The organism is Ralstonia mojiangensis, assembly GCF_023955645.1.
GTDB classification, from domain to species: domain Bacteria; phylum Pseudomonadota; class Gammaproteobacteria; order Burkholderiales; family Burkholderiaceae; genus Ralstonia; species Ralstonia mojiangensis.
In genome coordinates, this window is sequence record NZ_JAMXHU010000004.1 from 608,285 (window position 1) to 635,128 (window position 26,844).

24 protein-coding genes and 1 pseudogene are annotated in these 26,844 nt (G+C 66.7%); 16 read left to right on the forward strand and 9 right to left on the reverse strand.

What is annotated here, in order from left to right; all coding sequences use genetic code 11:
• The first annotated feature begins 4 nt into the window (after window positions 1-4).
• From ctaD to NG898_RS19410, 4 genes are read left to right on the forward strand one after another with little or no spacing between them, the layout of a single operon-like run.
• Window positions 5-1,795 (forward strand): cytochrome c oxidase subunit I, encoded by a 1,791-nt coding sequence (gene ctaD, locus NG898_RS19395; protein ID WP_252693957.1) that lies wholly within the window; start codon window positions 5-7, stop codon window positions 1,793-1,795.
• Complete coding sequence (locus NG898_RS19400) at window positions 1,792-2,400, forward strand: cytochrome c oxidase subunit 3 (protein ID WP_252693958.1); 609 nt, start codon at window positions 1,792-1,794, stop codon at window positions 2,398-2,400. The genes ctaD and NG898_RS19400 overlap by 4 nt, the downstream gene beginning before the upstream one ends.
• On the forward strand, window positions 2,397-3,095 hold the full coding sequence (locus tag NG898_RS19405) for a heme-copper oxidase subunit III family protein (RefSeq protein WP_027679737.1): 699 nt from the start codon (window positions 2,397-2,399) through the stop codon (window positions 3,093-3,095). The genes NG898_RS19400 and NG898_RS19405 overlap by 4 nt, the downstream gene beginning before the upstream one ends.
• A gap of 8 nt (window positions 3,096-3,103) precedes the next feature.
• A complete protein-coding gene (locus NG898_RS19410) occupies window positions 3,104-3,430 on the forward strand; it encodes a cytochrome C oxidase subunit IV family protein (protein ID WP_252693959.1) in 327 nt (108 codons plus the stop codon).
• 539 nt (window positions 3,431-3,969) lie between these two features.
• Here NG898_RS19410 and NG898_RS19415 read toward each other — a convergent pair.
• A complete protein-coding gene (locus NG898_RS19415; protein ID WP_252693960.1) occupies window positions 3,970-5,205 on the reverse strand; it encodes a cystathionine gamma-synthase family protein in 1,236 nt (411 codons plus the stop codon).
• Between the two features lie 232 nt (window positions 5,206-5,437).
• On the opposite strand from NG898_RS19415, the gene NG898_RS19420 reads away from it, so the two are divergent.
• From NG898_RS19420 to NG898_RS19470, 11 genes are all read left to right on the forward strand, one after another.
• Window positions 5,438-8,356: an ATP-binding cassette domain-containing protein gene (locus NG898_RS19420; protein WP_252693961.1), complete on the forward strand. Its 2,919-nt coding sequence runs from the start codon at window positions 5,438-5,440 to the stop codon at window positions 8,354-8,356.
• A complete protein-coding gene (locus tag NG898_RS19425; protein ID WP_420803711.1) occupies window positions 8,353-8,901 on the forward strand; it encodes a hypothetical protein in 549 nt (182 codons plus the stop codon). The genes NG898_RS19420 and NG898_RS19425 overlap by 4 nt, the downstream gene beginning before the upstream one ends.
• Window positions 8,902-9,248: 347 nt before the next feature.
• The gene (locus NG898_RS19430) at window positions 9,249-10,562 is read left to right on the forward strand and encodes a glycosyltransferase family 4 protein (protein WP_252693962.1); all 1,314 of its coding nucleotides are present in this window, start codon (window positions 9,249-9,251) and stop codon (window positions 10,560-10,562) included.
• A gap of 51 nt (window positions 10,563-10,613) precedes the next feature.
• On the forward strand, window positions 10,614-11,375 hold the full coding sequence (locus NG898_RS19435) for an SDR family oxidoreductase (protein ID WP_092970925.1): 762 nt from the start codon (window positions 10,614-10,616) through the stop codon (window positions 11,373-11,375).
• Entirely contained in the window at window positions 11,366-11,989 is a 624-nt protein-coding gene (locus NG898_RS19440) for a D-glycero-alpha-D-manno-heptose-1,7-bisphosphate 7-phosphatase (protein ID WP_252693963.1), read from the forward strand. Before NG898_RS19435 ends, NG898_RS19440 begins: the two co-directional genes overlap by 10 nt.
• Complete coding sequence (gene waaF / locus NG898_RS19445) at window positions 11,986-13,197, forward strand: lipopolysaccharide heptosyltransferase II (protein WP_252693964.1); 1,212 nt, start codon at window positions 11,986-11,988, stop codon at window positions 13,195-13,197. Before NG898_RS19440 ends, waaF begins: the two co-directional genes overlap by 4 nt.
• A gap of 48 nt (window positions 13,198-13,245) precedes the next feature.
• The gene (locus NG898_RS19450; RefSeq protein ID WP_252693965.1) at window positions 13,246-15,072 is read left to right on the forward strand and encodes a carbamoyltransferase family protein; all 1,827 of its coding nucleotides are present in this window, start codon (window positions 13,246-13,248) and stop codon (window positions 15,070-15,072) included.
• Window positions 15,069-16,121: a glycosyltransferase family 2 protein gene (locus NG898_RS19455; protein ID WP_252693966.1), complete on the forward strand. Its 1,053-nt coding sequence runs from the start codon at window positions 15,069-15,071 to the stop codon at window positions 16,119-16,121. The genes NG898_RS19450 and NG898_RS19455 overlap by 4 nt, the downstream gene beginning before the upstream one ends.
• Entirely contained in the window at window positions 16,118-17,263 is a 1,146-nt protein-coding gene (locus tag NG898_RS19460; RefSeq protein WP_252693967.1) for a glycosyltransferase family 9 protein, read from the forward strand. Before NG898_RS19455 ends, NG898_RS19460 begins: the two co-directional genes overlap by 4 nt.
• Window positions 17,260-18,252, forward strand: coding sequence for a glycosyltransferase (locus tag NG898_RS19465; protein ID WP_252693968.1), 993 nt, complete (start codon window positions 17,260-17,262; stop codon window positions 18,250-18,252). The genes NG898_RS19460 and NG898_RS19465 overlap by 4 nt, the downstream gene beginning before the upstream one ends.
• Window positions 18,249-19,271 carry a UDP-glucuronic acid decarboxylase family protein gene (locus NG898_RS19470; protein ID WP_252693969.1) on the forward strand — a complete coding sequence of 341 codons (1,023 nt, stop codon included), beginning with the start codon at window positions 18,249-18,251 and terminating at the stop codon, window positions 19,269-19,271. Before NG898_RS19465 ends, NG898_RS19470 begins: the two co-directional genes overlap by 4 nt.
• A gap of 21 nt (window positions 19,272-19,292) precedes the next feature.
• Here the strand turns inward: NG898_RS19470 and NG898_RS19475 are convergent, their stop codons facing one another.
• From NG898_RS19475 to NG898_RS19500, 6 genes and pseudogenes are all read right to left on the reverse strand, one after another.
• Window positions 19,293-20,216, reverse strand: coding sequence for a glycosyltransferase family 2 protein (locus NG898_RS19475; protein ID WP_252693970.1), 924 nt, complete (start codon window positions 20,214-20,216; stop codon window positions 19,293-19,295).
• Window positions 20,200-20,922 (reverse strand): PIG-L deacetylase family protein, encoded by a 723-nt coding sequence (locus NG898_RS19480; RefSeq protein WP_252693971.1) that lies wholly within the window; start codon window positions 20,920-20,922, stop codon window positions 20,200-20,202. The genes NG898_RS19475 and NG898_RS19480 overlap by 17 nt, the downstream gene beginning before the upstream one ends.
• A gap of 95 nt (window positions 20,923-21,017) precedes the next feature.
• Window positions 21,018-21,137, reverse strand: a pseudogene (locus tag NG898_RS19485) (glutathione-dependent formaldehyde dehydrogenase); the annotation flags it as partial.
• A gap of 96 nt (window positions 21,138-21,233) precedes the next feature.
• Window positions 21,234-22,505, reverse strand: a complete 1,272-nt coding sequence (locus NG898_RS19490; RefSeq protein WP_252693972.1) for an Nramp family divalent metal transporter — start codon at window positions 22,503-22,505, stop codon at window positions 21,234-21,236.
• A gap of 7 nt (window positions 22,506-22,512) precedes the next feature.
• Window positions 22,513-22,779 carry a hypothetical protein gene (locus NG898_RS19495; RefSeq protein ID WP_252693973.1) on the reverse strand — a complete coding sequence of 89 codons (267 nt, stop codon included), beginning with the start codon at window positions 22,777-22,779 and terminating at the stop codon, window positions 22,513-22,515.
• A 35-nt stretch (window positions 22,780-22,814) separates the two neighbouring features.
• Window positions 22,815-23,306, reverse strand: a complete 492-nt coding sequence (locus NG898_RS19500; protein WP_092970913.1) for a DUF421 domain-containing protein — start codon at window positions 23,304-23,306, stop codon at window positions 22,815-22,817.
• 156 nt (window positions 23,307-23,462) lie between these two features.
• Between NG898_RS19500 and NG898_RS19505 the strand changes: the two genes are divergently transcribed.
• Window positions 23,463-24,323, forward strand: a complete 861-nt coding sequence (locus tag NG898_RS19505) for an SDR family oxidoreductase (protein ID WP_252693974.1) — start codon at window positions 23,463-23,465, stop codon at window positions 24,321-24,323.
• Between the two features lie 25 nt (window positions 24,324-24,348).
• Here NG898_RS19505 and NG898_RS19510 read toward each other — a convergent pair whose 3' ends face one another.
• Together NG898_RS19510 and mhpT are read right to left on the reverse strand one after the other, a co-directional pair.
• Complete coding sequence (locus NG898_RS19510) at window positions 24,349-25,485, reverse strand: porin (RefSeq protein WP_252693975.1); 1,137 nt, start codon at window positions 25,483-25,485, stop codon at window positions 24,349-24,351.
• Between the two features lie 111 nt (window positions 25,486-25,596).
• Window positions 25,597-26,817, reverse strand: coding sequence for a 3-(3-hydroxy-phenyl)propionate transporter MhpT (gene mhpT, locus NG898_RS19515; protein ID WP_252693976.1), 1,221 nt, complete (start codon window positions 26,815-26,817; stop codon window positions 25,597-25,599).
• Window positions 26,818-26,844: the final 27 nt, after the last annotated feature.

Sequence of the window (26,844 nt, forward strand, 5' to 3'; positions counted from 1 at the left end):
AACCATGTCCTACGGACACGCTGACCACGACCAGGGCCACGCACCTCAAAGCTTCTGGACACGCTACGTCTGGAGCCAGGACCACAAGGTCATCGCGGTGCAGTATTCGCTCACGGCCATCGCCATCGGGCTGGTGGGGTTGGTGCTGTCGAACCTGATGCGGCTGCAACTGGGCTTTCCGGGCAAGTTCGCCTTTATCGACGCCAACCACTACTACCAGTTCGTCACCATGCACGGAATGATCATGGTGATCTACCTGCTCACGGCGCTGTTCCTGGGCGGCTTCGGCAACTACCTGATCCCGCTGATGCTGGGCGCGCGCGACATGGTGTTTCCGTTTCTGAACATGCTCAGCTACTGGGTGTATCTGCTGGCCGTACTGGTGCTGGTGGCGAGCTTCTTTGTGCCGGGCGGGCCCACCGGCGCGGGCTGGACGTTGTATCCGCCGCAGGCGATCCTGCCGGGCACGCCCGGCACCGAATGGGGCATCGTGCTGATGCTGGTGTCGCTCGCCATCTTTATCGTGGCGGCCACCATGGGCGGGCTCAACTACGTGACCACCACGCTGCAGGCACGCACGCGCGGCATGACGCTCATGCGCATGCCGCTCACGGTTTGGGGCATCTTTACGGCGACCGTGCTGGCGTTGCTGGCGTTTCCGGCGCTGTTCGTGTCGGCCATCATGATGCTGCTCGACAAGACGCTGGGCACCAGCTTCTTCATGCCTGCGGTGGTGTCGATGGGGCAGCAGCTCAACCACAGCGGCGGCAGCCCGCTGCTGTTCCAGCACCTGTTCTGGTTCTTCGGGCACCCCGAGGTGTACATCGTCGCGCTGCCCGCCTTCGGCATCGTGTCGGACCTCATCAGCACGCACGCGCGCAAGAACATCTTCGGCTACCGGATGATGGTGTGGGCCATCCTGATCATCGGTGTGCTGTCGTTCGTCGTCTGGGCACACCACATGTTTGTCTCGGGCATGAACCCATACTTCGGGTTCTTCTTTGCCACCACCACGCTCATCATCGCCATCCCGACCGCGCTCAAGGTCTACAACTGGGTGCTTACGCTCTGGCGCGGCGACATCCACCTGACCGTGCCGATGCTGTTTGCCATCGGCTTTATCAGCACGTTCGTGATCGGCGGGTTGACGGGGCTGTTCCTGGGCAACGTCAGCGTGGACATTCCGCTGTCCAACACGTACTTCGTGGTGGCGCACTTCCATATGGTGATGGGCGTGTCGCCGATCCTGGTGGTGTTCGGCGGGCTGTATCACTGGTATCCCAAGGTGACGGGCCGCATGCTGAACGACACGCTGGGTCGTGCGCATTTCTGGATCACCTTCGTCGGCACGTACCTCATCTACTTTCCGATGCACTACCTGGGTGTGCTCGGCATGCCGCGCCGGTACTACGCGTATGAGGGTTACAGCTTCATCCCGCCGTCCGCGCAGACGCTGAATACGTTCATCACCGTCATCGCCATCATCGTGGGGCTGGCGCAGTTGCTGTTCCTCTTCAACCTGGCGTGGAGCCTCGTGCGCGGCAGGAAGGCCGAGGCCAACCCGTGGCGGGCCACCACGCTCGAATGGCAGACGCCGCAAACGCCACCCGTGCACGGCAACTGGGGGCCGACGCTGCCGGTGGTCTATCGGTGGGCATACGAGTACAGCCCGCCCGGCCGAGTAGATGACTTTGTGCCCCAGAACGAACCGCCCACCGGCGCACCCGACATGGGAACGGAAACGGAAGCGGCGCCCGGAGCCACCATCCTTCACACCAGCGGGGTGCGCACATGACGACCCTGCCCCGCCACTTTGTTCCCACTACTTCGCCTGTATTGCCGCACGCCGGGCGCATCGGCCTGCGCGTGTTCATGGCCGTGGTGACGGCGCTGTTCTCGCTGCTGCTACTGGCCTATGCCATGCGCATGCGCGAGCCGGATTGGATGCCGGTTCCGCACCCGGCGCTGCTGTGGTGGAACACGGGCGTGCTGGCGCTGGCCAGCGTGGCCATGGAACTGGCACGGCGCGCGCGAGCACGCCACGCGATCTGGTTGCTGGCGGGCGGCGTGCTCGCCGCGCTGTTCGTCTTCGGCCAATGGGCCGCGTGGCAGCAACTGTCCGCCACCGGGCAAGGCGTGGCAGTCAACCCATCCAACAGCTTCCTGTATGTGTTCACCGGCCTGCATGCAGCGCATGTGATCGGCGGCCTTGTCGTCTGGGCGGTGACGGTCGCGCGCCTGCGCAAGAACGCCGAGCGCACCCAGCGCGCCGTTGCCCTCTGCGCGACGTACTGGCACTTTCTGCTGGCCGTGTGGCTCGTGCTGCTGGCCGCGATGTGGTGGATCACGCCCGCCTTCGTCAGCGCCATCTGCGGGCCGTTGTACGGAGCCACGCCATGAGCCACTCCACGCTTCCAACCGACCCGGCAGTCTCGGCAGACGCCGCCAAAGGCTGGCCCGGCATCGTCAACGACTGGTCGGCCGACCGCGAAACCTTCAAGGTGCCGTGGGGCAAGGCCATGATGTGGATCTTCCTGCTGTCGGACACCTTTGTCTTCAGCAGCTTCCTGGTCGGCTACATGACGGTGCGCATGTCGACCACCGTGCCGTGGCCCGACCCGTCCAAGGTGTTCGGGCTCTCGGTGGGCGGCGTGGAAGTGCCGCTCCTGCTGATCGCCATCATGACGTTCGTGCTCATCAGCAGCAGCGGCACGATGGCCATGGCGGTGAACTTCGGCTACCGGCGCGAGGCAAAGCGGGCGGCGCTGCTCATGCTGGCGACCGCCATCCTGGGCGCGGCGTTCGTGTCGATGCAGGCGTTCGAGTGGACCAAGCTGATCGTGCACGAAGGCATCCGGCCGTGGGGCAACCCGCTGGGCGCAGCGCAGTTTGGCGCGTGCTTTTTCATGATCACCGGCTTCCACGGCTTTCACGTGACGTGCGGCGTGATCTACCTGTTGCTGGTCGCGCGCAAGATCCTGCAGCCGGGCTTTGCCGAACACGGCAACTTCCAGATCGTGGAGATCGCGGGCCTTTACTGGCACTTTGTGGATCTCGTCTGGGTGTTCATCTTTGCGTTGTTCTACCTGTGGTGAGGCCTGTCATGGACCACACGGAACCCTCTGCCCACGGGCAACAACACCCCATCGGCATCTACCTGAAAATCTGGGGCCTGTTGTTCGTGCTGAGCACGATGTCGTACCTGGTCGATTATTTCCACGTGCAGGGGCTAATGCGCTGGACGCTGATCATCGTGTTCATGATCGCCAAGGCCGGGCTGATCGTCTCCGTGTTCATGCACATGATGTGGGAGCGGCTGGCCCTGGTGTACGCGATCCTGCTGCCGCCGCTGGCGTTGCTGGTGCTGATGGTGCTGATGGCGGCGGAAGCGCATCACACCTTTGGCATGCGCATGCTGTTCTTCCATTGAGCCCCGAGCTGGGCGGGGCCGAGCACGGCCCGGCGAGGCTCGCATCCGGCCCCCGGGGAGCGGAGCGTGGACCTCGAACAGTGGCGCTCCGCAGTCTGAGGTCCAAAATTTCGACCTCAAACTGTCGCGTTCCACCCTCAGACCGTGGAACGCCAGCCTCAACCCGTCGAGCTTGACCCTCCGAGGGCGGAACGCGAGCCTCAAAGTGCGGATGGATCGAATGTTTTTGTGCGGAGCGTGAGCCTCGGACAGTGGCGTTCGAGCCTCCAAGGCCGAAACGCCAGCCTCCGAGCACGGCAATCGCGTGTTTGACAGTGAGACGCGACCCTGTGACGGTGGCGGTCGAGCCTCAAAGCGTCACGTTCGACCCATTGCGCCCCACGCTCGACGCCCGCACGGTGGAGCGCCAGTGTTTGCGCCTGGAGCGCCACCATCCGAGGGTGGAATTCGAGTGTTCGACCGTGGAGTGCGATGCTCCAACACTCGCAGGCGACCGGGCAGCCCTGCCCAGGGCCGCCGCGTTGCCAGGGCGATGAGATTTAGCCCAGATGGATGGCGTCCAGCGCCTGCGTGAAATCCGCCAACAGATCGGCCTCATCCTCAATGCCAACCGACACGCGCACGAGCGAATCGGCAATACCCATCGACGCGCGGCGCTCGGCGCCCATTTCCCAGTAGATGGTCGGCGCCACCGGAATCACCAGCGTACGCGTGTCACCCAGGTGCGTGGCGCGCACGGCGTAGCGCAGGTGGTCGAGCATGTCGACGTAATCCGCGCCGTCCACCAGTTCGAAGCTCAGCAGGCCGCCGTAATGGCGGAAGAGCTCGGTGGCGCGGGCGTGCTCGGGGTGCTCGGGCAGGCCGGGGTAGTAGACGCGCGCTACCTTCGGGTGCGCGGCCAGCGTTCGGGCCAGCGCCAGGGCGTTGCTGCAGGTGCGGTCAATGCGCAGCGCCATCGTTTCAGCGCCCACGGCAATGCGGTGCGCGGCATCGGCAATCAACGTCGCGCCCTGGTCGCGCAGGCCCTTCTTGCGAATCTGCTGGATGCCCTGCATTTCCGGCTTGGCCTTGCGGTATGCCGGGTAGATGTTCGGATACGCCGTCCAGTCGAACAGGCCGGTATCCACCACCGCACCGCCCAGCGCGTTGCCGTGCCCGCCGATGTACTTGGACAGCGAATGCACCACCAGGCTTGCCTGCGCGTCGCGCGCGCGGAACAGCCACGGCGAGGTCATCGTGCCGTCGACCACGTAGATCAGCCCGCGTGCCTTGCAGACATCGCCAATGCCCTTCAGATCCGCCACCTGGGTGCGCGGGTTGGCAATGGTTTCCACGAAGACGAGGCGTGTATTTGGCTGCACAGCGTCGGCCACGGCCTGGGCAGACGTGGCATCGACGAAGGTTACTTCCACGCCCAGGCTGCGCAGCGTCTCGAACACGCTGTTGGTGTTGCCGAACAGGAAGGCGCTGGAGACCACGTGGTCGCCCGCGCGCAGCAGGGTCGAGAACACCGCCATGATGGCCGCCATGCCGGTGGCGAAGCACGCAGTGGCCACGCCCGCTTCCATCATCGTGATCTTGGCTTCCAGTGCGGCCGTGGTCGGGTTGCCCTGGCGCGCGTAGGTGTAGCCGGGCTTGCCCTGGAACACGTCGATCAGCTCGCGCGTATCGGCATAGCCGTACGTGGTGGACGTGTGCAGTGGCTTGTGAACGGCGAAGTGCTCGATGCCGGCTTCTCGGTCGGCGTGCAGGAGGGCGGTGGTCAGTCCGGTCATGGCAGGGGCAGCAGAAAGGCGGTGACGGGCGGGAAAACGGGAGGAAAGTCCCGCATTATCGCGCGATTCCGGGGCCACCTGGGCGCCAGAGCCCGAGCGGGCGTGGAACGTGGCTTGCGTCGCCACCTCGCGTTGCAAGACCGACCGGATTCCAAGCCTGGTGACGAGCCCATCTCCTGCGTCCTCCCCTCCTCCCCATCCTGCTGAGGCATCGAGCCTGCAGCAGCGGATCGTGGGCGCGTTGTGGCGCGCCATCTGGCGCTACCGCAAGCGCGTGCTGGTGGCCGTGGGGCTGCTGGTGCTGGCCAAGCTGTGTGCGGTGGGCGTGCCGATCGTGCTCAAGTGGATCGTCGACGGCTTTAGCGATGCCACCCGGGCGCGCGTGTTTCCGGCCTTCCTGCTGCTGTCCTATGCCGTCCTCCGCTTTGGCGGCACGCTGTTCGGCGAGCTGCGCGACATGGTGTTCTCGCGCGTGTCACAGCCCACGGTGGCAGGCTTCATGGCGCAGGCCTTCGAGCACCTGCACCAGCTCGGCCCGCGCTTTCATGCGAGCCGGCAGACGGGCGGCCTGATCCGTGATGTGGAGCGCGGCACCACCGGCATCGAGTTCCTGCTGGGTGTCGCGCTGTTCACGATCCTGCCGACCATGGTGGAGATCGGCTCCGTGCTGATCATCATGATGAGCCGCTACAGCGGGTGGTATCTCGTCACCATCCTGGCCACGTTTGCCGCCTACTGCACCGCCACCGTGCTGCTCACGCGACGCCGCGTGCGCCTGCAGCGGCAGATGAACGAGTTCGACTCGATGGCCGGCAGCCGGCTGCTCGACAGCATGCTCAACCACGAAGCCGTGAAGGTCTACACCAGCGAGCGCTTCGAGGCGCACCGCTACCGCGACATCCTGCGCCAGCGCATCGAGACGGCGGTCGCCAACCAGCGTGCGTTGTCATTGCTGCATGTGTCGCAAAGCGGTGTCATCGCGGCAGGCGTAGCGACCGTCATGCTGCTGGCCGGGCAGGACGTAACGCGCGGCGTGCTGTCGGTCGGCGACCTTGTGCTGATCAACGCGTACATCATCCAGGTGTGCCTGCCGCTCAACGCGCTGGGCTTCATGTTCCGCGAGGCGAAAGACGCCGCCATCAATGCCGAGCGCCTGTTCCACTTGCTCGAACAGCGGGCCGACGTGGTGGACTTGCCCAACGGCGCACCGTTGCGCGTGACGCAGGGCGAGGTGCAGTTCGACCACGTGGATTTCGGCTACGAGCACACGCGGCCCATCCTGCACGACCTGTCGCTGCACATTCCGGCGGGCCACACGGTGGCGGTGGTGGGCGGCAGCGGCTCGGGCAAGTCGACGCTGGCGCGGCTGCTGCTGCGCTTCTACGACCCTTGGGCGGGGCGCGTGTCCATCGACGGGCAAGACCTGCGCGTGGTCACGCAAGACAGCGTGCGCCGCGCCATCGGCATCGTCCCGCAAGACACCATCCTGTTCAACGACACCATTGCCTACAACATCGCCTACGGGCGCGAAGGCGCGACGATGGCCGAGGTGATCGACGCCGCGCGCGCGGCCTATGTGCACGACTTCATCGCTGCGCTGCCCGAGGGTTATCAGACCATGGTGGGCGAGCGGGGGCTCAAGCTCTCGGGCGGTGAAAAGCAGCGCATTGCCATTGCGCGGGCGCTGCTGAAGAACCCTTCCATCCTGATCTTTGACGAGGCGACCTCCGCGCTGGATACGCGCTCCGAACGCGCCATCCAGCGCGAGCTGGATCGGCTCTCGGCACACCGCACGACGCTGGTGATTGCGCACCGGCTCTCTACGGTGGTGGACGCGCATGAGATTGTCGTGCTGGAAAAAGGCCGCATTGTCGAGCGCGGCCGCCATGTCGACCTGCTGGCCGCCAACGGCGTCTATGCGCAGCTCTGGACGCTGCAGCGTCAACAGTCCGACCTGGAGCAGGCCCAGCACCGGCTTGCACAGCAGCCAATCAATCTCGTGGCGCTGGTGGTGAGCGTGCTCGACGGCCTGCGCGAGGCCATCGATGCGCGCCGCATCACCGTGTATTCCGTCATCCGCTCTGAAACGCCGAGCATCACGGGCGACCCGAGCCGCCTGCAAGGCATCGTAGGTGACGTGCTGAGTCACGCCGTGCTGGCCAGCCACCCGGGCAGCCGCATCGAGATCGTGCTAGAGCGCGTGGAAGGCATGGCGCAGTTGCGTGTGACTGACACGATTGCCATACCGGCTTCGGCGGCTGCCGCCATTCCTACCGCATCGCACACGCCTGCCGAGATGGAGCCCGACGCCGCATTGTCAGCCTTTGGGCCAACGGCAACCCCGCCGGCGCCCGCGCCGTTCGACGTACTGGACCCGGTGGAACCGCTAGCGCCGCTGCGGCAAGAGCCGCGCGCGTTCGACACCGCGCTCGTGGCCACCGCGCAAGACGCGGCCCCAACACCCGCAGCCACGCTTGACCCGTTGTGGATTCGCTCTGTCGTCGAACAGCACGGCGGGCGCTTTGCCGTCGTGCCGCTGCCCCATGGCGAGGGCACAACGTATGTGATGGACTTCCCGATCCGCGCCGTGGCGCCGCTTGCGACCGCGCCCGGCGAGCCCGTGCCCGCCACCGCGCAGCAGGCGCCACGAGGCGAACGCACCACGCTTGCGCCGCCGGATGCGCTATCCGGTGTGCACGTGCTCATCGTCGATGACCAGGAAGACGCCCGCGAGATACTCCAACTGCTGCTGGAAGACTACGGCGCCACCGTCACCGCTTACGGCGCGGCCAAGCCTGCACTTGCTGCGTTGCGCGCGGCGCCGGGCAATTCCTGGCCCGATGTGCTGGTCTCCGACATTGCCCTGGGTGACGACGAAGACGGCTACGCGCTGCTGCGCAATGTGCGCTTGCTGGAGTCCGAACGCGACATGCCGCTCGATGCCCGCCTGCCCGCCGTCGCACTGTCCGGTTATGACAGACCGGAAGACCGTACGCGCGCGCTGCTGGCCGGTTTCCAGTTGCACCTGGCCAAGCCCACCGAGCGCGGCGAGCTGGTCACCGCCATCCTGAGCGTCATCCGCGCGCGGCGTGCGCCCGCGCATGAATCGCACGCCTCCCTTTCCTTCCAATCAGCCCAGGAGTCTCCATAAGCATGCTGGCCGATTTCGATCCTTCCGCCCAACGTGAGGCGCCGCAGAAACAACCGCACCAGACCACATCGCACTTTGCTGGCGCCGACGCCGCACGGCGTGCGGTGGAGATGGCGTTGCCGCTCATCACCCAAGCGATGAAGCGTCCGCAGGAGGTGGGCGACAGCGGCTTTCTGCACATCGTTGTGATAGACCCCGCACGCTCGCCTGCGGAATGCGCCTTTGATGACGCCGTGCTCTACGAATATTCGGTAGGCGATCGCACGCAATGGGATGCGGACTACGCCGCCTATGCGCGCGCCAAGGCGCGGCTGGCGTGGCAGCACGGCATGAGCACACATGCACTGCAGGCACTGCGCCCGCACGTGCTGCGCGCGGGCGACACCAACCTATGGGGCAGCGCCGTGCTCGACGGCATCGTGGTTGGCGTGAGCGGCGCGCTGCCGTTCTATGACGAAGCCTTCGCGCATGTGGTGGCTGCGTGCCTGCGCGCCATCGCCAAACAAGCCGCTGCTGCCACGAGCGGTACGCTGCGGCTCGCCTGACACTCCTCCCTCCACGCGCGGCACGACGGGCGTGATGCCGTCGCCGCGCCGTTTCTCCTTGCGCTCCACGTAAGAATTGCGCGGTCACTTCGGCGGCGGGCTGGCCCGAACGCGTGACGCCATGACGGCCCACCGCGCGTACGTGCCACACGCCATGTCCGCATCAACCTGCCGCAAACGCTTGTCCGGACAAGCGAGAGACGCTTCCCCACATTCGCTCCGCGCGTAGCGCCGGAATACCTCGCAGCACAAGGTTGCGCGCCGTGGCACGCCGGCTGCTGAGGGACTTCGCACGTGGCTTCCAACGCTTCATCACCACAGGCCGCGACGATAAGAGGAGAAACGACATGCGCATCGCCATGGTCAGTGAACACGCATCGCCACTCGCCGACTTGGGCGGTGTCGATTGCGGCGGACAAAACGTCTACGTGCGCCATGTCGCGCGCCAGCTCGCACGGCTGGGCCATCGTGTCGATGTCTTCACGCGCCGCGAGCGCCCGTGGGACCCAGAGGTGGTGCCGTTCGATAGCGGATGCCGTGTCATCCACGTACCAGCCGGGCCGGCCGCTGTGCTGCCCAAGGAAGCGCTGCTGCCGCACATGCACGCCTTTGGCCGGCACCTGCTGAACCACTGCGCCCGCGCCCAGGCCAGCGGCGACGCCTACGACGTCATCCACGCCAACTTCTTCATGTCGGGCCTGGCATCGCTGGCGGCGTCTACACGGTTGCACCTGCCGCTGGTGATGACGTTCCACGCGCTGGGCCGCGTGCGCCGGTTGCACCAGGGCAGCGCCGATGGCTTTCCGGATGCACGCTTCGCGATCGAAGAGACGCTGGTGCAACGCGCCGATCGCGTCATTGCCGAATGCCCGCAGGATCAGGCCGATCTGGAAACGCTCTACCGCGCGCGGCCCGAGCAGATCGATGTCGTGCCGTGCGGTTTTGACGCCGCGGAATTTGTTCCCATCGACCGCGCCGAAGTGCGACGCCGCCTGGGCGTGCCGGCCGACGCGTTCGTCGTGCTGCAACTGGGCCGCATGGTGGCGCGCAAGGGCGTGGACAACGTCATCGAGGCCATCGGCAAGCTGCCGCCCGATGCCCGCAAGCGCGTGCGCCTGTACGTGGTGGGCGGCAACACCGTTGCGCCGGACGTGGCCGCCACGCCTGAACTCGGCCGCCTGCAAGCCATTGCCGAGAGCGCTGGCGTGAGCGCGCAGACCACCTTTGTCGGCAAACGCGGCCGTGCCGATCTGCGCGCGTGGTACAGCGCCTGCGATGTGTTTGTGAGCACACCGTGGTACGAGCCATTCGGCATCACGCCGGTGGAGGCCATGGCGTGCGGGCGCGCGGTCATTGGTGCAGACGTCGGCGGCATCCGCTCGACCGTGCGGCATGAACGCACCGGTTTTCTCGTTCCGCCCAAGGACCCGCAGGCACTGGCTGCACGCCTGCTGCAACTGATGCAGCAGCCGGAGCTGTGCCGCGAGCTGGGGCAGGCCGGGCTGGTGCGCGCCCGCATGCTCTACACGTGGCTGGGCGTGGCCGGGCAGCTTGAGCGTGCCTACCTCAAAGCCATCGACTACCACGCACGCGCCATGGGTCGCATGACCGACGCCACGCCCAGCGCCAATGCCGCTGCGCTGGCGGGGCTCGCGGCTTGACCGCTTTCTTCCCACCCTTCCATCCCATCTCTTCCATCTCTTCACGCCGCCATGACCCAGACTGATTTGAACTCGAACCCCAACACCACACCCACGCTACGCGACAAGGTCATCATCGTGACCGGCGCGGGGCGCGGGCTGGGCGCCGCCATCAGCCGCGTGCTCTCTGCCGAAGGTGCCACGGTGGTCGCCACCGACCACGATGCCGGCACCGCCGACCGCACCGCCGCTGAACTGATCGCCGAGGGCAGCCAGTCGCACGCCATTGCGCTGGACGTGGGCGACGAAGCCGCCGTGCGCGGCGCACTCGATGAAGTGGTCGACCGCTTTGGCCGTGTGGATGCCGTGATCAACAACGCGGCCATCGACATCACGCTGCCGATCGATGAACTGAACGTGGAAGACTGGGACCGCGTGGTGCGCACCAACCTGCGCGGCCCGTTCCTGCTGGCCAAGCACGCCAGCGTGCTGATGCGCAAACGCGCGAGCGGTGCCATCGTCAACATCGCGTCAACCGCTTCGCGCCGTGCGTGGCCGAATGCGTCGGTCTACCACGCCACCAAATGGGGGCTGCTGGGGCTGTCGCACGCGCTGCATGCCGAGCTGCGCCCGCACGGCATCAAGGTCTCTGCCGTGATTGCCGGGGGCATGCGCACACCGTTCCTGCTCGACCGCTTTCCCGATATCGATGTGAGCAATCTGCAGGACCCGGCCAACGTGGCCGCCGCCGTGCGCTTCGTGCTGCTGCAGCCGCCCGAGACGGTGATCCCGGAAGTGATGGTGCTGCCGATGCGGGAGACGTCATGGCCCTGATGCGTGCGCCGTTGCGGCTGCGATCGCGCCCCGCCATCTTTCTCGACAAGGACGGCACGCTGCTGGAAGACGTGCCCTACAACGTCGATCCGGCACGCATTGCGTTGGCACCCGGCGCGGGCGAAGGCCTGCGGATGCTGGGCGCCACCGGCTTGCCGCTGATCGTGGTGAGCAACCAGCCCGGTGTGGCGCTGGGACTCTTTCCCGAGGCTGCGCTGGAAGGGGTGGCAAAGCGGCTGGGCGAATTGTTTGCGTTGCACGGCGCCACGCTGGGCGGCTTCTATTTCTGCCCGCACGCGCCGGCCGCCGAGGGCAGCATCCATTGCGCCTGCCGCAAGCCGGGCGACGGGTTGTTGCGCCAGGCCGCTGAGGCACACGGCCTTTCCCTGGAAGGTTCCTGGATGATCGGCGACATCCTCAACGATGTGGAAGCCGGCCGGCGCGCGGGCTGCCAGACCATCCTGATCGCCAACGGCAACGAAACGCTGTGGCAGCCGGGGCGGCTGCGCGTGCCGGATTACATCGTCGGGCGCTTTGACGAGGCGGCTGCCATCGTCATTGCCCAGCAGGCGCGGCATGCGCCGCGCGCACAACACCTGAGGGCGGTTGCATGATCGCAGCGGGCATTCCCGAGCGCCGTGCCGTGTGGGCCAACGCGAGCCGCATCCTGTGCATACGGCCTGACAACCTGGGCGACGTGGTCATGACCACGCCGGCCTTTCACGCGCTCAAGGCCGGCGGGCAGACCCGCCGCGCCAGCCGCCATCTCACGTTGCTGACATCGCACTCGGGCGCCACGGCGGCGCCGCACCTGTCCGACATCGACGACGTGATCGTCTGCGATGTGCCGTGGGCCAAGCACGCCAGCGCGGCCGATGCCGAGCAGACGCGCGCGCTGGTCGACACCCTGCGCGAGGGCGCATTCGACGCGGCGGTCATCTTTACCGTGCACACGCAGAATCCGTTGCCGGCCGCCATGCTGTGCTTTCTGGCCGGCATTCCGCTGCGCCTGGCGCATTGCCGTGAGAACCCGTACGCGCTGCTGACCGACTGGATTGCCGACCCCGATGCGCGCATTGCCGCCACCGCGCCCGGTGACGTGCGCCACGAAGTGCGCCGTCAGCTGGACCTCGTGCAGCACGTGACCGATGTGGCCGCGCATCTGCCGCATCGGCTGCGCTTCAACGTGCGCCCAGCGGATCGCGACGCCGTGCACGCCAAGCTGGGCGAGCGCGGCGTTACTACGGACGCCCCGTGGATCGTCCTGCATCCGGGTGCGACCGCAGCGTCGCGGCGCTATCCGCCCGATCGCTTTGCGCATATCGCCTGCACGCTGGCGAACCGGTATGGCTGCCCGGTGCTGGTGACCGGCGCACCCGCCGAAGCGGAGTTGGTGCAGCAGGTGTGCCTGCCAGGGCTCATTGCCGGGCAGCGCGTGCTGAACATGGCCGGGGCGCTCACGCTGGGCGAGCTGGCGGCGCTCATCGAAGGTGCGGCGCTGCTGGTGTCCAACAACAGCGGCCCGGTGCATCTGGCTGCGGCCACGCAGACGCCGGTGGTCGATCTCTACGCGCTGACCAATCCGCAGCACACGCCTTGGGCTGTTCCGCACGCGGTGCTCTCGCACCAGGTGCCGTGCCGCTATTGCTATCGCAGCGTGTGCCCGCTTGGCCATCAGGCCTGCCTGACCGGCGTGACGGAAGAGGAAGTGGTCGCAGCCGCGCACCCGCTATGGCAGTCGTCGCGCGTGGCGCAGGCGTTATGGCCAGCTTCCGTCGTGCCTGCATTGCCTGTATCGAATGCGCCAACGCCGGTCGCCTGAGCGTTGCGCGTGACCTGTACTGACTGAATCGATTGACGGAGCCCCCGCATGGAAGACAAACCGCTCTACACCCTCGGCATCAACGCGGCGTATCACGATTCCTCCGCCACGCTGGTGCGTGACGGTGTGGTGATTGCCGCCGCTGAAGATGAACGTTTCACGCACGTCAAGCACGCCAAGCGGCCGGTGCCGTTTTCCACCTGGCAGTTGCCGTATCACGCCATCGATTACTGCCTGGCCGAAGCCGGCATCGACCTCGCGCGCGTGGATCAGGTCGCGTATTCGCTGGACCCTGCCCTGCTGACCGACCTGCAGGCGCAAACCCATATCGCCCTGCCGCTACAGCCTTCTGCCCAGATGGATCTGCCCCCGGGCGCCGCACCGTGGGACCCACTGTTTCTCTCCTACGTATTGAACGCCCCGCGCCAACTGGCCGACGGCGCGCCGCATCATCTTCAGGCACGCTTCGCCAACGTGAAGCACACCGGGCCGTTCCGCTGGTCGTTTGTCGAGCATCACCTGGCGCACGAAGCCAGTGCGTTCCTGGCGGCACCGTTCGAAGACTGCGCCGTACTCACCATGGACGGCCGAGGCGAACGTGCGACGACTTCCTACGGCCTCTTCCGCAACGGCGAATACACGCGCCTGCAACAGGTGGATCTGCCGCACTCGCTCGGCCTGCTCTATGAGGAGGTGACGGACTACCTCGGCTTTCTGCGCTCGTCCGACGAGTACAAGGTGATGGCGCTGGCGTCATACGGAGAGCCGCGCTATGTCGACGCATTCCACGAGATGGTGCGGGTCGAGGCCGACGGCCGCTATACCGTGGCACCGCTGCGCCTGGAAGAACGCTTCGGCCCGCCGCGCCAACGGGGCGGCCCAATGGAAGCGCGCCACTTTGACATTGCCCGTTCACTCCAGCAGGTGCTGGAAGAGACCGTGCTGACGATGAGCCAGTGGCTACATCAGGCCACGGGCGCCCGCAATCTGGCCATGGCAGGCGGCGTGGCGCTGAACTGCGTGATGAACGCGCGCATACGCGACCGTGGTCCGTTTGAGAACGTCTGGGTGCAACCGGCCGCAGGCGATTCCGGTACGTCGCTTGGCGCAGCGCTGTGGACGGATTACCAGACGCGCGGCAACAAACAGCGCCTGTGGAAGATGGACCACGCCTATCTCGGCCCTTCATATGCCGACGAAGAGATCGAACAATTCCTCACGTGGTCCAAGCTGCCGTTCGAACGCCTGGACAACATTGCCGAGCAGACCGCCGAGCTGCTGGCGCAAGGGCAGGTGATCGGCTGGTTCCAGGGGCGCATGGAGTTCGGCCCGCGTGCGTTGGGTGCGCGGTCCATTCTGGCTTCGCCCATCCCTGCAGACATGCAGGCGCGGCTAAACGAGATCAAGGATCGCGAAGACTTTCGCCCCGTCGCCCCGGTGGTCATGGAAGAACGCGCTGCCGACTGGTTTGTCGGTGCGCAAGCCGCGCCGTTCATGCTGTTCATCTTCGACGTGCGGGAAGACCGCGCCGCGCAGATCCCGGCCGTGCGTCACGTCGATGGCACCGCGCGCGTGCAGACCGTCAACCGGCGTCAGCATCCGCTGTATTTCGACCTGCTGGCGGCGTTCGAGCGTCGCACGGGCGTGCCGATCCTGGTCAACACGTCGTTCAACACGCGGGGCGAGCCCATGGTCCGCAGCCCACGCGATGCGGTGGAATCGTTCTGGACGTCGCCGCTCGATGCCTTGGTGATCGGGCCGTTCCTGCTGCGCAAGACGGCCGTGCGCCCGGACCAAACGCAAGCACAGGAAGACGGCGCCGTGCGCAATGTCGACGGCCTGCGGCGCGTTCCCGGCCTGGCGGGGGTTGCATGAACCAGCCGATGCCGTTTGACGTGTCGTCGCTGACCCAGGCGCAAGAGGCACCGGCCATGTCCGTCGTGATCGCCACGTGGCGACGGCCGCAGATGCTGCAACGCTGCCTGGACGGCCTGCTGGCGCAGACGTTCGACGCGCGCCGGCTGGAGTTGGTGGTGGCTGACGATGGCCCTGACGACGCCACCCGTGCGGTCGTGGACGGCTTTGCCGCCGCGGCCCCCGGCTGGCGCGTGCGTTACGTGCCGGTGCGTGAGACACAAGGCCCGGCGGCCGCCCGCAACCGCGGCTGGCAGGCCGCCACGGGCGACATCATCGCCTTCACCGACGACGACACCATTCCCGCGCCCACGTGGCTGGCCGAAGGCTGGCGCATCATGACCACGCCCGAAGACGCTGCCGGTACCGACGGCAGCGCGCCGCCCGATGCCGCGACCGGTGCTGTACGCATGCCGTTGCCCACGCGTCCCACCGATTACGAACGCGACGCCAGCGGCCTGACCCGGGCGGAGTTCGTCACCGCCAATTGCTTCGTGCGGCGCGCGATGCTGGAGCGCATCGGCGGCTTTGACGAGCGATTCCGGCTGGCGTGGCGTGAAGATTCCGATCTGCAGTTCCGCATCCTGGATGCAGGCGGGCGCATCGTGCAGGCACCGCGCGCATTGATGCACCACCCGGTGCGGCCGGCGCCGTGGGGCGTGAGCGTGTCGCAGCAGCGCAAAGTGTTTTACGACGCGCTGCTCTACAAGAAGCACCCGCAGCGCTACCGCACACGCATCCGCCCGGTGCCGCCATGGCATTACTACGCCATGGGCGCCGCTGTGGTGATTGCGCTCGCTGCGCTGGCGGCGCATCTGCCTTGGGTGGCCGGTGCGGCTGCCATGGCGTGGCTGGCGCTCACGGTGCGCTTTACAGCCATGCGGCTTCACGGCACTGCGCACACGGTGCGGCATGTGCTTGAAATGTTTTGGACATCCATCGCCATCCCGCCGCTCGCGCTGTACTGGCGCCTGCGCGGTGCGTGGCATTTCCGGGTCTGGTTCCTATGACGTCCGCTGCTGAACTCCTGCGCGGCGCACGCCGCATTGCCGTCTTTCGCGCCCTGCAACTGGGCGACATGCTGTGCGCCGTGCCTGCCTTGCACGCGTTGCGGGCCGCCGCGCCACAGGCACATATCACTCTCGTCGGGCTGCCATGGGCGCGTCAGTTCCAAGAGCGCTATGCCGATCTGCTAGACGACTTTGTCGCATTCCCCGGCGGCGACGGCTTTCCGGAAGCCGGGCCAGCCGATGCGGATGCCACGCATGCGTTCTATGCCGGGATGCGCTCCCGTTGCTTTGACGTCGCCATCCAACTGCACGGGAGCGGGCCGCAATCGACGGAGGTAGTCCGCCAGTGTGGCGCGCACCATGTATTCGGGTTTCAGCCTAATGGCGTGATTGCAAGGCAGACCAATGCAGCGCAGCTTCCATGGCCGACGCAGTTGCCCGAGGCGCAACGGCTGCTGGCCCTGCTCATCCACCTGGGCGCACCGACGGTGCCCGCCACGCCCGATTTTCCGCTCGGGCGCGACGACTATGCCGAAGCCCTCGCTCTACTGCGCCGCCACGCGCTGGATCGCGACCGCCTTGTCTGCCTGCACGCCGGTGCCCGCATGCCCACACGGCGCTGGTGGCCCGAGCGCTTTGCCGCGGTGGCCGACACACTCACGGTCAGCGGTTTTCATGTGGTGATGACAGGCGCGCCATCGGAGGCGGCGCTCGTTGAAGAAGTCCGCAGTCACATGCGCCAGCGTGCGGCCTCGGTCGTCGGGCAAACCGCGCTGGGCGGGCTGGCGGCGCTGCTGCGGCTGGCACGCCTGCTGATCTGTAACGACACCGGCGTCTCGCACGTGGCGGCGGCGGTGCGCGCGCCCAGCCTTGTCATCGCCTGCGGCAGCGACGTGGACCGCTGGGCGCCGGCAGACCGCACGCTGCACCGCGTGCTGGCGGCGCACCCGCCCTGCCGGCCTTGCATGCACTGGACATGCCCCACGGGCCATGAATGCGCGCGCGATGTGACCGTGCACGAGGTGCTAGACGCCGCGTATGCCACGCTGTTCGACCCCGATGTGCACCTGCGCGCGTCGCACGCACCGCAGCCAGCCGACACCCAGAGTGCATCGCACACGATCGAGAACTCGACCTCATGAACCACCCGACGCGACAACGCCTGCGCATCCTGACGTGGCACGTGCACGGCAACTACCTGTATTACCTGTCGCAGGTGCCGCACGACTTCTATCTTGTTACGCGGCCGCCCGATGCCTCTGGGCGGGTGCCGCCCGGTTATGCGGGCAAGGTTGGCGCACTGCCCTGGGGTGACAATGTGCACGAGGTGCCGTTCGACGCCGTTGCCGGGCAACACTTCGATGCGGTGCTGTATCAATCGCGCGCCCAATGGGAAGACGATCGCCTGTCTGTGCTCAGCGCCGCCCAGCGCGCCCTGCCGACGATCTACCTTGAGCACGATCCCCCGCAGGAACACCCGACCAACACGCGGCACTGGGTGCAAGACCCCAATGTGCTGCTGGTGCACGTGACGCCGTTCAACGCGCTGATGTGGGACAGCGGCATTACGCCCACGCGCGTGATCGAACATGGTGTGCACCTGCCCGTGCTGGCGCGCTACAGCGGCGAACTGGAGCGCGGCATTGTTGTCGTCAACCATCTGCACAAGCGCGGGCGGCGGCTCGGCGCAGACGTGTTCCAGTCGCTGCGTCAGCGTGTGCCGCTCGACTTGGTCGGCATGGGCGCGGAAGCGGCAGGGGGTATCGGTGAAGTGGGCAATCTCGCTCTGCCCGCCTTCTGCGCGCGCTACCGCTTCTTCTTCAACCCGATCCGCTATACCAGCCTGGGCTTGGCCGTGGTGGAAGCCATGACCATCGGCATGCCGATCGTCGGGCTGGCTACCACGGAGATGAGCACCGTCATCCGCAACGGCCACAACGGCTATGTCGATACGAGCCCCGATGCGCTGGCCGGTGTCATGCAGACGCTGCTGCGCGACCCGGCGCTGGCCTGCCGCTGGGGCGACGCCGCACGCGAGACGGCGCGCACGCGTTTTGGCATCGACCGCTTTGTCGCCGATTGGCTGAACGCGTTTGCCACCGTCATGGAAAACAGAAGGGAGGCGGCATGAGACACCACGGAGACGCACATCATCCAGGCCACCCTCAACCGCACCCAAATTGGCGCGATCAACGCCGCGTGCTGGTCACGGGCGGCGCGGGCTTTCTCGGCTCACACCTGTGCGACCGCCTGTTGCGCGACGGGCACGACGTGCTGTGCGTCGACAACTTCTACACCGGCAACAAGCGCAACATCGCCCACCTGCTGGGGCACCCGCGCTTCGAGGTGCTGCGCCATGACGTGACCTTCCCGCTGTATGTGGAGGTGGACGACATCTATAACCTCGCCTGCCCGGCATCCCCCATCCACTACCAGCACGACCCCGTGCAGACCACCAAGACCAGCGTGCACGGCGCGATCAACATGCTGGGACTGGCCAAGCGCGTGGGCGCGCGCATTCTGCAAGCGTCAACCAGCGAGGTGTATGGCGACCCCCATGAACATCCGCAAACCGAGCGCTACTGGGGCAACGTCAACCCCATCGGCGTGCGCTCGTGCTACGACGAAGGCAAGCGTTGCGCCGAGACACTGTTCATGGACTACCGCCGCCAGCATGGCCTGGACGTCAAGGTGGCGCGCATCTTCAACACCTACGGCCCGCGCATGCACCCGAACGACGGGCGCGTGGTCTCCAACTTCATCATGCAGGCGCTGGCCGGCGAGCCCATCACGCTCTATGGCGATGGCCGCCAGACGCGGGCCTTCTGTTACGTGGATGATCTGATCGACGCGCTCGTGCGATTGATGAACACGCCAGCGGAATTTGCAGGGCCGGTCAACCTGGGCAACCCCGTCGAGATGAGCATGCTCGACATAGCGCAGCAGATCGTTGCGTGCACACGCTCGACCTCGGAACTGGTGTTCCACCCATTACCGCAAGACGACCCCACGCAGCGCTGCCCTGACATCGCGCTGGCGCGCGAGGCGCTCGGCTGGGAGCCCCACACCGCGCTGGAGGTGGGACTGGCCCGCACGGTGGAGTATTTCCGGCAGCAGTTCTTCCTTGCGCCGATGCCCGTGCTGGCCTGACTTCCGCGCCGCCCCCCAGCGTTAGCCGACCGACAGCGTGGGGATGGCGCGGCGGCGCTGGCGGTCTGCATCCATCTGCCGCCACAGCGCCACAGTGGAGGGCTGCACGGCATGCCTGCGCAACAAGGTACGTGGCAGGCGTACCAGCGCGGCGGGCAACGCTTCTGCGAGCACGCCTTGTTCGGCCATCGCACGTATCGCCCGGCCGGTGACCCGCCACGCAAGGTCCAGCGGCAACCGAAGCCAGGCGCTCAGCAATTCGTTGCGCGTCAGCAGCGCGCGCCGCTGCATCACGTCACGCACCGGCGAGGGGTTGTGGTGCGTGACCACCTCCCGGCAGTAGACGATGCGCCAGCCGGTGTCGACCAGGTCGAGCGCGAGCACGCTTTCTTCTCCGCCGATAAAGAGGTCGCGCCGGTAGCCGCCTGCCTCGGTAAACGCGCGCGTGCGCGCCACGCACGCCCCGGCCATGAAGCCGAGCAGCGCCGGGCCCGGCAGGCCGTCGGCTGGCAGCGTGCTGGCGGCCATGGGTTCGCACGCGGTGTCGTCGCGGCGCGTGGGGCCGACCAGGACATGCGCCGCCACCACGCCCACCGACGGATACCGCTGCAGCACATCCACCGCGCGCGCCACCGAGCCCGGCAGCCATGCGGTGTCGTCATCGCAGAAGGCAACGTACGGCGTGTCGACGGTGGCCACGCCAAAGTTGCGGCCGGCCGCGCCGTAGTTGCGCGGCAGACGCACGAGCGCAACCTCGGGAAAGCGGGTGGCGATCTGGTCAGCGGTGCCGTCGGTCGAGCCGTTGTCGACCGCCACGATGGGCCAGGGTTCATCCAGGGCGGCCAACTTCTCCAGCGTCTCCAGCACAGTGGCCGCCCGGTTATATGTGAGCACGACGATGGAACACGGTGCCTGGGCCCGACGGGCGTCATCCAACGGTTGCATGATCGGATTCTCCTTGCTTGGATTCCAGCAGCCAGAAGCGTTCAGGCTGGTGCAGATCTTCCACACCACCTGGCCCAAAGGCGCGCAACTGACTGGCGTAACAGGCGACGGCGCGGCGCTTCTGACGGCCATCGGCCGCCGTGGTGGGCGACACGGGCGTGGCAACGATGCCCTGGCCCGCCAGCGCAACGATGCGCTCCTGCACGACGCCGCGCCCGCGCCGGTACAGCGCATCTTCGTAGCCGATCCAGAGGCGCTCCGGCAGCTTGTGCATCAGCATCAGGGCCGCTTCGTGCACAAGCACGTGATCGCTGTGAAACAGCCCCAGCGGCACGAATACCGCATCTGCCGTGCGCTTTTCCACCAGGCGGTACAGCGCGCGCTCCAGCTCCGTTACGGTAGGCGTCTGCCCGTACTGGCTGTCGCAGAAGCCGAGATGGTGAACGGTGGCGCTCACCTGCGCGTGGGCCTGTGCGTCTTCCTGCCGGCGCGCGGCCACCGCTTCGTTGGAATCGGCAAAGCCCCCGTCGCGATCCCACACCGTCGACACGGGCGTGGCAGGTGCGCCGCCAAACACGGTGACGGTGCGACTGCCGTGATGCGCAGCCAGCAGGGCGCCGCACGAGAAGATCGCGTCGTCAAAGTGCGGAGAAATCACCAGCACCGGCCCCAGGCTGGCGACGCGATCATGCAGCTCCCTACTCATGCCCGTGAGGCGCGGGGCGTGCGAGCGCCGTCAGTGGCTTGCGGGTCCAGCTCGACCTTCATCCAGCCGGGCTGGCGCGTGTCGAAGGCGCGGTATGTGCCGCGCACGAAGTGCGGATTCGTGCCGCAGATGGCGTTGGTTGGTTCGCGCAGTGTCGGCTCGGGCACGTCTTCCAGACGGATGTCACCGATGCCGTGAAAAACACCAGCTTTCATGATTGACCCCTCGTTGATGGACAGGACACCGCGCCTGTTGCGCGGTTTCGCCCAAGACACGCAACCCCGGTGCCTGCGCGCAAGCCGACCGCTCTTTTACGAACCGCGCACAGCCAGCACAAAGAACAGCAACGTACTGGCGCACATGCACAGGGTCGCCACCCACGCCGTGCCATGCAGCAGCCGTGAGCTGGGGAACGGCCCCATCACGGCCTTGCGGCGCGACATCAACTGCAGCATCACCATGACGGGCGTCGCCGCCACGCCATTGAGCACCGCAGCCCAGTAAAGCAACTTGAACGGCTCGATGGGCAGGAACACCATCACCGTGGCTACCGCCATCACAAGCGCCAGGAACAGGTAGAACTTGGGCGCGCGGTGCACCTTGGCCTCCAGGCTGCTGTGCCACTGGAAGGCCTCGGCAGCGGCATAGGCGGCAGAGCCCGCGAGCACCGGCACCGCCAGCAGCCCCGTGCCGATCACGCCCACGGCAAACAATGCCTGCGCAAATGGGCCAGCCACGGGCTTGAGCGCTTCGGCGGCCTGGGCGCAGGTCTCGATTTGCGTGACGCCGTGCGTGTGCAGTGCGTAAGCGGCCGTCAGCATGATGCAGAAGGCGATCAGCGCCGATACCACCATCCCGACCGTGGTGTCGATGCGGATGCGTGCGAGCTGATCCTTCGCCTGCCAGGGCGCTTTCTTGAGCGGCGCTTCGTCTTCGGCCAGCCGCGTCTCTTCGACTTCGCCTGCGGCCTGCCACACAAACAGGTAGGGGCTGATGGTGGTGCCGAACACCGCCACCAGCGTCATTGCATAGTCTTTCGACCAATGCAGCCGGGGCACCACGGTGTCGTGCAGCGCGTGCGCCCAGTCCACTTTCACGACAAACGCCGTGGCCACATAGGCCAGCAGTGACAGCGCAGTCCATTGCAGATAGCGCGCATAGCGGCGGTACGGCATCCAGACTTGCAGCACGAGCGTGAAGACGGCAAACAGGCATGCATACCACGCTGTCGAACCACCCAGAAGCAGGCGCACGCTGTCGCCCATGGCCGCAATGTCAGCCCCCACGTTGATGATGTTGGCAAGCGTTACCAGGGCCACAAATGCATAGGCGAGCCACGGCGACTGATGCCGCCGGATGTTGGCGACCACGCCCTGGCCGGACACACGCCCCAAGCGGGCACTGACGAGCTGAATGGAAATCATCAGGGGCAGGGTCAGCAACAGCGTCCACAGCATGCCGGTACCCATCTGCGCGCCGGCCTGCGCATAGGTGGCGATCCCGCTCGGATCGTCATCGGCCGCGCCGGTGATCAGGCCGGGCCCCAACCGGCGGTACCACGGGGCGTCGTCTGCGGCCGGCACGTTGCGCTCAGCTGCGATTGTCTGTGGGCGGCGCGTCGGTGGTCTGGTCGCCCGGGTCGTGCAGCTTGTCGCGTGTGATGCCAGGCGGCACCTCGCCCTGGCGCATGCGGCGCAGCGTGTCGTGCCGGCTTTGCGGCTTGGGTGCCGTACTGCCGGTGCGACCCACTTCCGCATTGGCCGGCCGGTCGCCGGGCTTGCGGTGCGATTCGGCCTGTTCCCAATCAGCCTTGCGTTGTTCGGCGTCTCGGTTTTCCTTCTGTTGCTTGTCTCGCATGATTGGCTCCGGTGTGCGGGTGCGGGTGTGCAAAATCAGCGGCGTTTGCGGATCAGGCTGACCTGTCCGTTGCGCTCCAGGATGGCGGCCTCTACATCATCGAGCGTGCGCGAGCCCAAGGTCTGGCGCACGCTCTCTTGCAAGTCGCCCACGGTGATGAGCGCTGCATCCATCTGGCCTTGGTCGAAGCGCCCTTCGCGATAGACCTCGCGCTCGCGGCCCGCGATGAGCCGATCCAGCTTCGGCAGCCGCACGCACGCCCAGCCCAGAAGGCGGTGCACGGCCACCAGCGCAAGCGACGCCGACACCGTGGCCACAAACGGCGAGGCCCCGACAATCGCGCGACTCAGCGTCGCCCCGAGCAGCACGGCGACAACGAAGTCGAACGGCGCACGCTGCCCGAACGAGCGTCGGCCCGACAGACGCACCAGCGCCAGCCCGATGGCGAACACAACCACCGCGCGCATCGCGGTTTGCAGCGGGTTGAGATCCTTGCCTTCGCCAAACAGGAACAGCAGCGTGTCCATGGCGCCTCCCGTCGTCGATGTGGAGTCTGTTCCACCAGCAGAGCAAGCGGCGTGCCGCAGGGCATGCGCGCGAGAGTGCACCCCAAGCCACGTTCGAGCGCAATGGCATGCCGCGTGCTGAAAGCCGTGTATCCACTCTTTCATAGCGAGCCCGCCATGCCCGACCAGCCACAGCAGCAACCACCACAGCATCAGGACCGCCAGCCCGGCACCGAGGGCGACATGACGCCGCATCCCCGCGCAGAGATGGAGGATTACGTCGGCAGCGGCAAGCTGACCGACAAGGTGGCCATCGTCACCGGCGGCGACAGCGGCATCGGACGCGCCGTCGCCATCGGCTTCGCCAAGGAAGGCGCTGACGTGCTGATCGCCTACCTCGATGAACACGACGATGCCAACCAGACCTGCCGCCTCGTACGCGCGACCGGCCGTCGCTGCGAAGCCATTGCCGGCGACCTGGGCGACGAAGCGCATGCCCGCGCGGTGGTCACGCAGGCGGCGGCCATGTTCGGCAAGATCGACATCGTGGTCAGCAATGCAGCAGAACAGCATCCGCAGCAGAGCCTGGCCGACATCGATGCCATGCAACTGGAGCGCACGTTCCGCACCAATGTCTTTGCGATGTTCTATTTGATCCGCGCGGCGCTGCCGCACCTGCATGAAGGCGCGCGCATCATCACCACGACGTCAGTCACGGCGTTTCGCGGCAGCGGGCATCTGGTGGACTACGCCGCCACCAAGGGCGCAATTGTGGCGTTCACGCGCTCACTGGCGCAGCAGCTGGCGGACAAGGGCATTCTGGTAAATGCCGTGGCGCCGGGGCCGATCTGGACACCGTTGATCCCGTCCACCTTCGATGCCGAGCACGTCGCCAAGTTTGGCAGCAAGGAGCCATTGGGCCGGGCCGGCCAGCCGGATGAAGTGGCGCCCTGCTACATCTTTCTCGCGTCTGCCGATGCGAGCTACATGACGGGGCAGACGCTGCATCCGAATGGGGGGGAGATCGTCAATGGGTGACGGGGCTCTCCCCCCTTCCACATCATCAAAACGCCGTCCGCATCCCCACCATTGCGCCGAGCTGGTTCACGCCCTTGGCGGGCGTGGTGCCGCCGCCTCCGCCGCTGACGGAATACTGCGCGTTAGCGCTGTTCCAGAGATAGCCCGTCTGCGCGTACAGCGCGGTCCGCTTGGACAACGCATAAACGCCGCGCACCACAGCCATCGTCGCGCTGCGGCTCTGGTCGGCGTTCACGAGGCGGATCAGGCCGGCATCCAGCGTGAGTGCGCCCGTGAGTGGATAGCTGCCGTTGACGAAATACAGGTTGGAACGGACGTCGCCGGCAACGGCCTGCACGTGGCGACCGATCCAGCCGACGCCAAGCTTGGCGTTACCGAGTTTCACGTAGCCGTTGGCGACGATGCGGCGGTCCTTGTCGCCCGCATCGGTGAACGCGATAGGCGCGCTGCCGTTGAAGAACGATGCGGTGGCGCCGGTGCCGCCGCGTTGCTCTTCGTAGGCGCCGGCCACGCCAAAGGTGGCGGCGTCGTACTTCACCATGGCCGACATGGCGCGGCACGCCGATGCATTGCCGGCCACCTCGCCCGCGCAGGTTCCGGAGGCCGGCACACCGCCCGCCGCGTCACGCCCGAACGAATACGTAGCACCCAGCGTCAGGCCGCTGAAGGTGCCTTTGTAGGCGATGGTGTTGTCCGTGCGCGCGTTTGGAATGTAGGCATCGAGTGAGCCGATGGCGTACTGGCTGGGCCCGAGGATGTCCGCATCGGCCAGCGACAGAAACACCATGCTGTACTGCCGGCCCAGCGTGACGGTGCCGTAATCACTCGCGAGCCCGACCCACGCCTGCCGGCCGAAGAGACGGCCGCCCTGACCGGAAGTGCCGGTGTCGGTGTTGAAACCACTTTCCAGCGTGAACACGGCCTTCATGCCGTTGCCCAGGTCTTCAGCGCCGCGCAGGCCCCAGCGCGAGGGCAGCGTTCCCGTCACCGATGGGATGCGTGTGAGGCCATTGCCGTTGGCATTGGCATGGCTGACGTATTCGATGCCCGTATCAATCAGGCCGTAAAGCGTGACGCTCTGTGCGTTGGCGGCGCCGCTGGCGAGTGCGCACGTGGCCGCTGCCAGTGCGAGACAGTGCGTACGCAAGGTGGTGGTTTGCATATGGGGCCCCTCCTAGGGTCGAGCCGGTCCCGCCCCCCATGTCTGGCGGGCCGGCAGTTTGGAATGCTTGGAAGGCGCCGTCCGGGCGGACGGCGCTGAAGAAGCGCTGTGTCAGTCCTGCACGCGCGGCCGCTTGAGCAGCAGCAACGCCGCAAGCGCCGCAACAACAGTGACTGGGATGCTCGCGCCGATGATGGTGGTGGCATGCTGCCCCATCGCCAGCAACTGGCCCGCCAGCAACGGGCCCGCGATCGAGCCGAGCCGGCCCACCGCCACCGCCGCGCCCACGCCGGTACCGCGCACGACGGTCGGGTAATAGGCTGCCGCCAACGCATACAGCACCGACTGCGCGCCGATCACAAACAGCCCGGCCATGAAGGCCCCCGCCGACATCGACGCCATGCCGCCCGCAGCAGCCAGCAGCGACAGCGCCGCGATGATGCCGATATACATGCCCGACACCACCCAGCGCGGGCGCGCCGCGTCCATCAGCATGCCGATACCCAGCGCACCCGCACCGCCACCAATGTTGAACAGGATCTGCACCATGCCCACCTGCGGCCGGGTCAGCCCCTGCGCGGCCATCAGCGAAGGCAGCCAGTTGAGCAGGAAATACAGCACGATCAGCGTGAAGAAATAGCTCACCCACAGGAACAGCGTGGCGGCCGTCCGGCGCTCGCCAAACAGTGCCCATGACACGGGCGGTGGCTGAATGGCACCACGCTGTGCGCTGTCGAACCGGCGCGATTCCCGCAGCGTCAGTAGCAGCGGCACCACCACCAGCGGGCCAAAGCCGCCCACGTAGAAGATGTGGCGCCAGCCGGAATCGCCCGCGCTCAACATGCCGACCACCGCGGCAATGGCACCGCCGAACGGGATGCCGCAATACATGACGCTCACGGCGGTATTGCGCAGGCGCGTGGGTACTGCCTCAGCACACAGCGCGATCAGGTTGGGCATGGCGGCACCCAGGCCGATACCGGTGGCCACGCGGATCATCAGCAGGCTGTTGAAATCCCACACGTGCGCGGTAGCGATCGAAAAGATGCCGAACAGCGCTGTGGCCAGGATCAGCACGCGCTTGCGGCCGATGCGATCGGCCAGGCGGCCGCCCAGCATGGCGCCCGGCAACAGGCCGAACGTGCCGGCGCTGAAGGCCAGGCCCATCTGCCCGACCGATAGGCCGAACTCGCGCGCCATGCGCGGCGCGGCCACGCCGATGGATTGCAGATCGAGCCCTTCAAGCAGTGCAACGATGAAGCACAGCCCGAGGGTCATGGCGACACCGGGGCCAACGTTCTCCCGGGTCAATGTCGTGGTGGTGGTTTGCATGGCGTCTCCTTCCGGATGTTGGGCGGC

What these genes read in the sequence shown, in the direction of transcription:
- NG898_RS19415 (WP_252693960.1), bottom strand. Translation starts at nt 5,205, where the DNA reads ATGACCGGACTGACCACCGCCCTCCTGCACGCCGACCGAGAAGCCGGC.
- NG898_RS19505 (WP_252693974.1), top strand. Translation starts at nt 23,463, where the DNA reads ATGCCCGACCAGCCACAGCAGCAACCACCACAGCATCAGGACCGCCAG.
- NG898_RS19500 (WP_092970913.1), bottom strand. Translation starts at nt 23,306, where the DNA reads ATGGACACGCTGCTGTTCCTGTTTGGCGAAGGCAAGGATCTCAACCCG.
- NG898_RS19410 (WP_252693959.1), top strand. Translation starts at nt 3,104, where the DNA reads ATGGACCACACGGAACCCTCTGCCCACGGGCAACAACACCCCATCGGC.
- NG898_RS19480 (WP_252693971.1), bottom strand. Translation starts at nt 20,922, where the DNA reads ATGAGTAGGGAGCTGCATGATCGCGTCGCCAGCCTGGGGCCGGTGCTG.
- NG898_RS19495 (WP_252693973.1), bottom strand. Translation starts at nt 22,779, where the DNA reads ATGCGAGACAAGCAACAGAAGGAAAACCGAGACGCCGAACAACGCAAG.
- NG898_RS19430 (WP_252693962.1), top strand. Translation starts at nt 9,249, where the DNA reads ATGCGCATCGCCATGGTCAGTGAACACGCATCGCCACTCGCCGACTTG.
- NG898_RS19450 (WP_252693965.1), top strand. Translation starts at nt 13,246, where the DNA reads ATGGAAGACAAACCGCTCTACACCCTCGGCATCAACGCGGCGTATCAC.
- NG898_RS19465 (WP_252693968.1), top strand. Translation starts at nt 17,260, where the DNA reads ATGAACCACCCGACGCGACAACGCCTGCGCATCCTGACGTGGCACGTG.
- ctaD (WP_252693957.1), top strand. Translation starts at nt 5, where the DNA reads ATGTCCTACGGACACGCTGACCACGACCAGGGCCACGCACCTCAAAGC.
- NG898_RS19460 (WP_252693967.1), top strand. Translation starts at nt 16,118, where the DNA reads ATGACGTCCGCTGCTGAACTCCTGCGCGGCGCACGCCGCATTGCCGTC.
- NG898_RS19435 (WP_092970925.1), top strand. Translation starts at nt 10,614, where the DNA reads ATGACCCAGACTGATTTGAACTCGAACCCCAACACCACACCCACGCTA.
- NG898_RS19405 (WP_027679737.1), top strand. Translation starts at nt 2,397, where the DNA reads ATGAGCCACTCCACGCTTCCAACCGACCCGGCAGTCTCGGCAGACGCC.
- NG898_RS19400 (WP_252693958.1), top strand. Translation starts at nt 1,792, where the DNA reads ATGACGACCCTGCCCCGCCACTTTGTTCCCACTACTTCGCCTGTATTG.
- mhpT (WP_252693976.1), bottom strand. Translation starts at nt 26,817, where the DNA reads ATGCAAACCACCACCACGACATTGACCCGGGAGAACGTTGGCCCCGGT.
- NG898_RS19440 (WP_252693963.1), top strand. Translation starts at nt 11,366, where the DNA reads ATGGCCCTGATGCGTGCGCCGTTGCGGCTGCGATCGCGCCCCGCCATC.
- NG898_RS19510 (WP_252693975.1), bottom strand. Translation starts at nt 25,485, where the DNA reads ATGCAAACCACCACCTTGCGTACGCACTGTCTCGCACTGGCAGCGGCC.
- waaF (WP_252693964.1), top strand. Translation starts at nt 11,986, where the DNA reads ATGATCGCAGCGGGCATTCCCGAGCGCCGTGCCGTGTGGGCCAACGCG.
- NG898_RS19455 (WP_252693966.1), top strand. Translation starts at nt 15,069, where the DNA reads ATGAACCAGCCGATGCCGTTTGACGTGTCGTCGCTGACCCAGGCGCAA.
- NG898_RS19470 (WP_252693969.1), top strand. Translation starts at nt 18,249, where the DNA reads ATGAGACACCACGGAGACGCACATCATCCAGGCCACCCTCAACCGCAC.
- NG898_RS19475 (WP_252693970.1), bottom strand. Translation starts at nt 20,216, where the DNA reads ATGCAACCGTTGGATGACGCCCGTCGGGCCCAGGCACCGTGTTCCATC.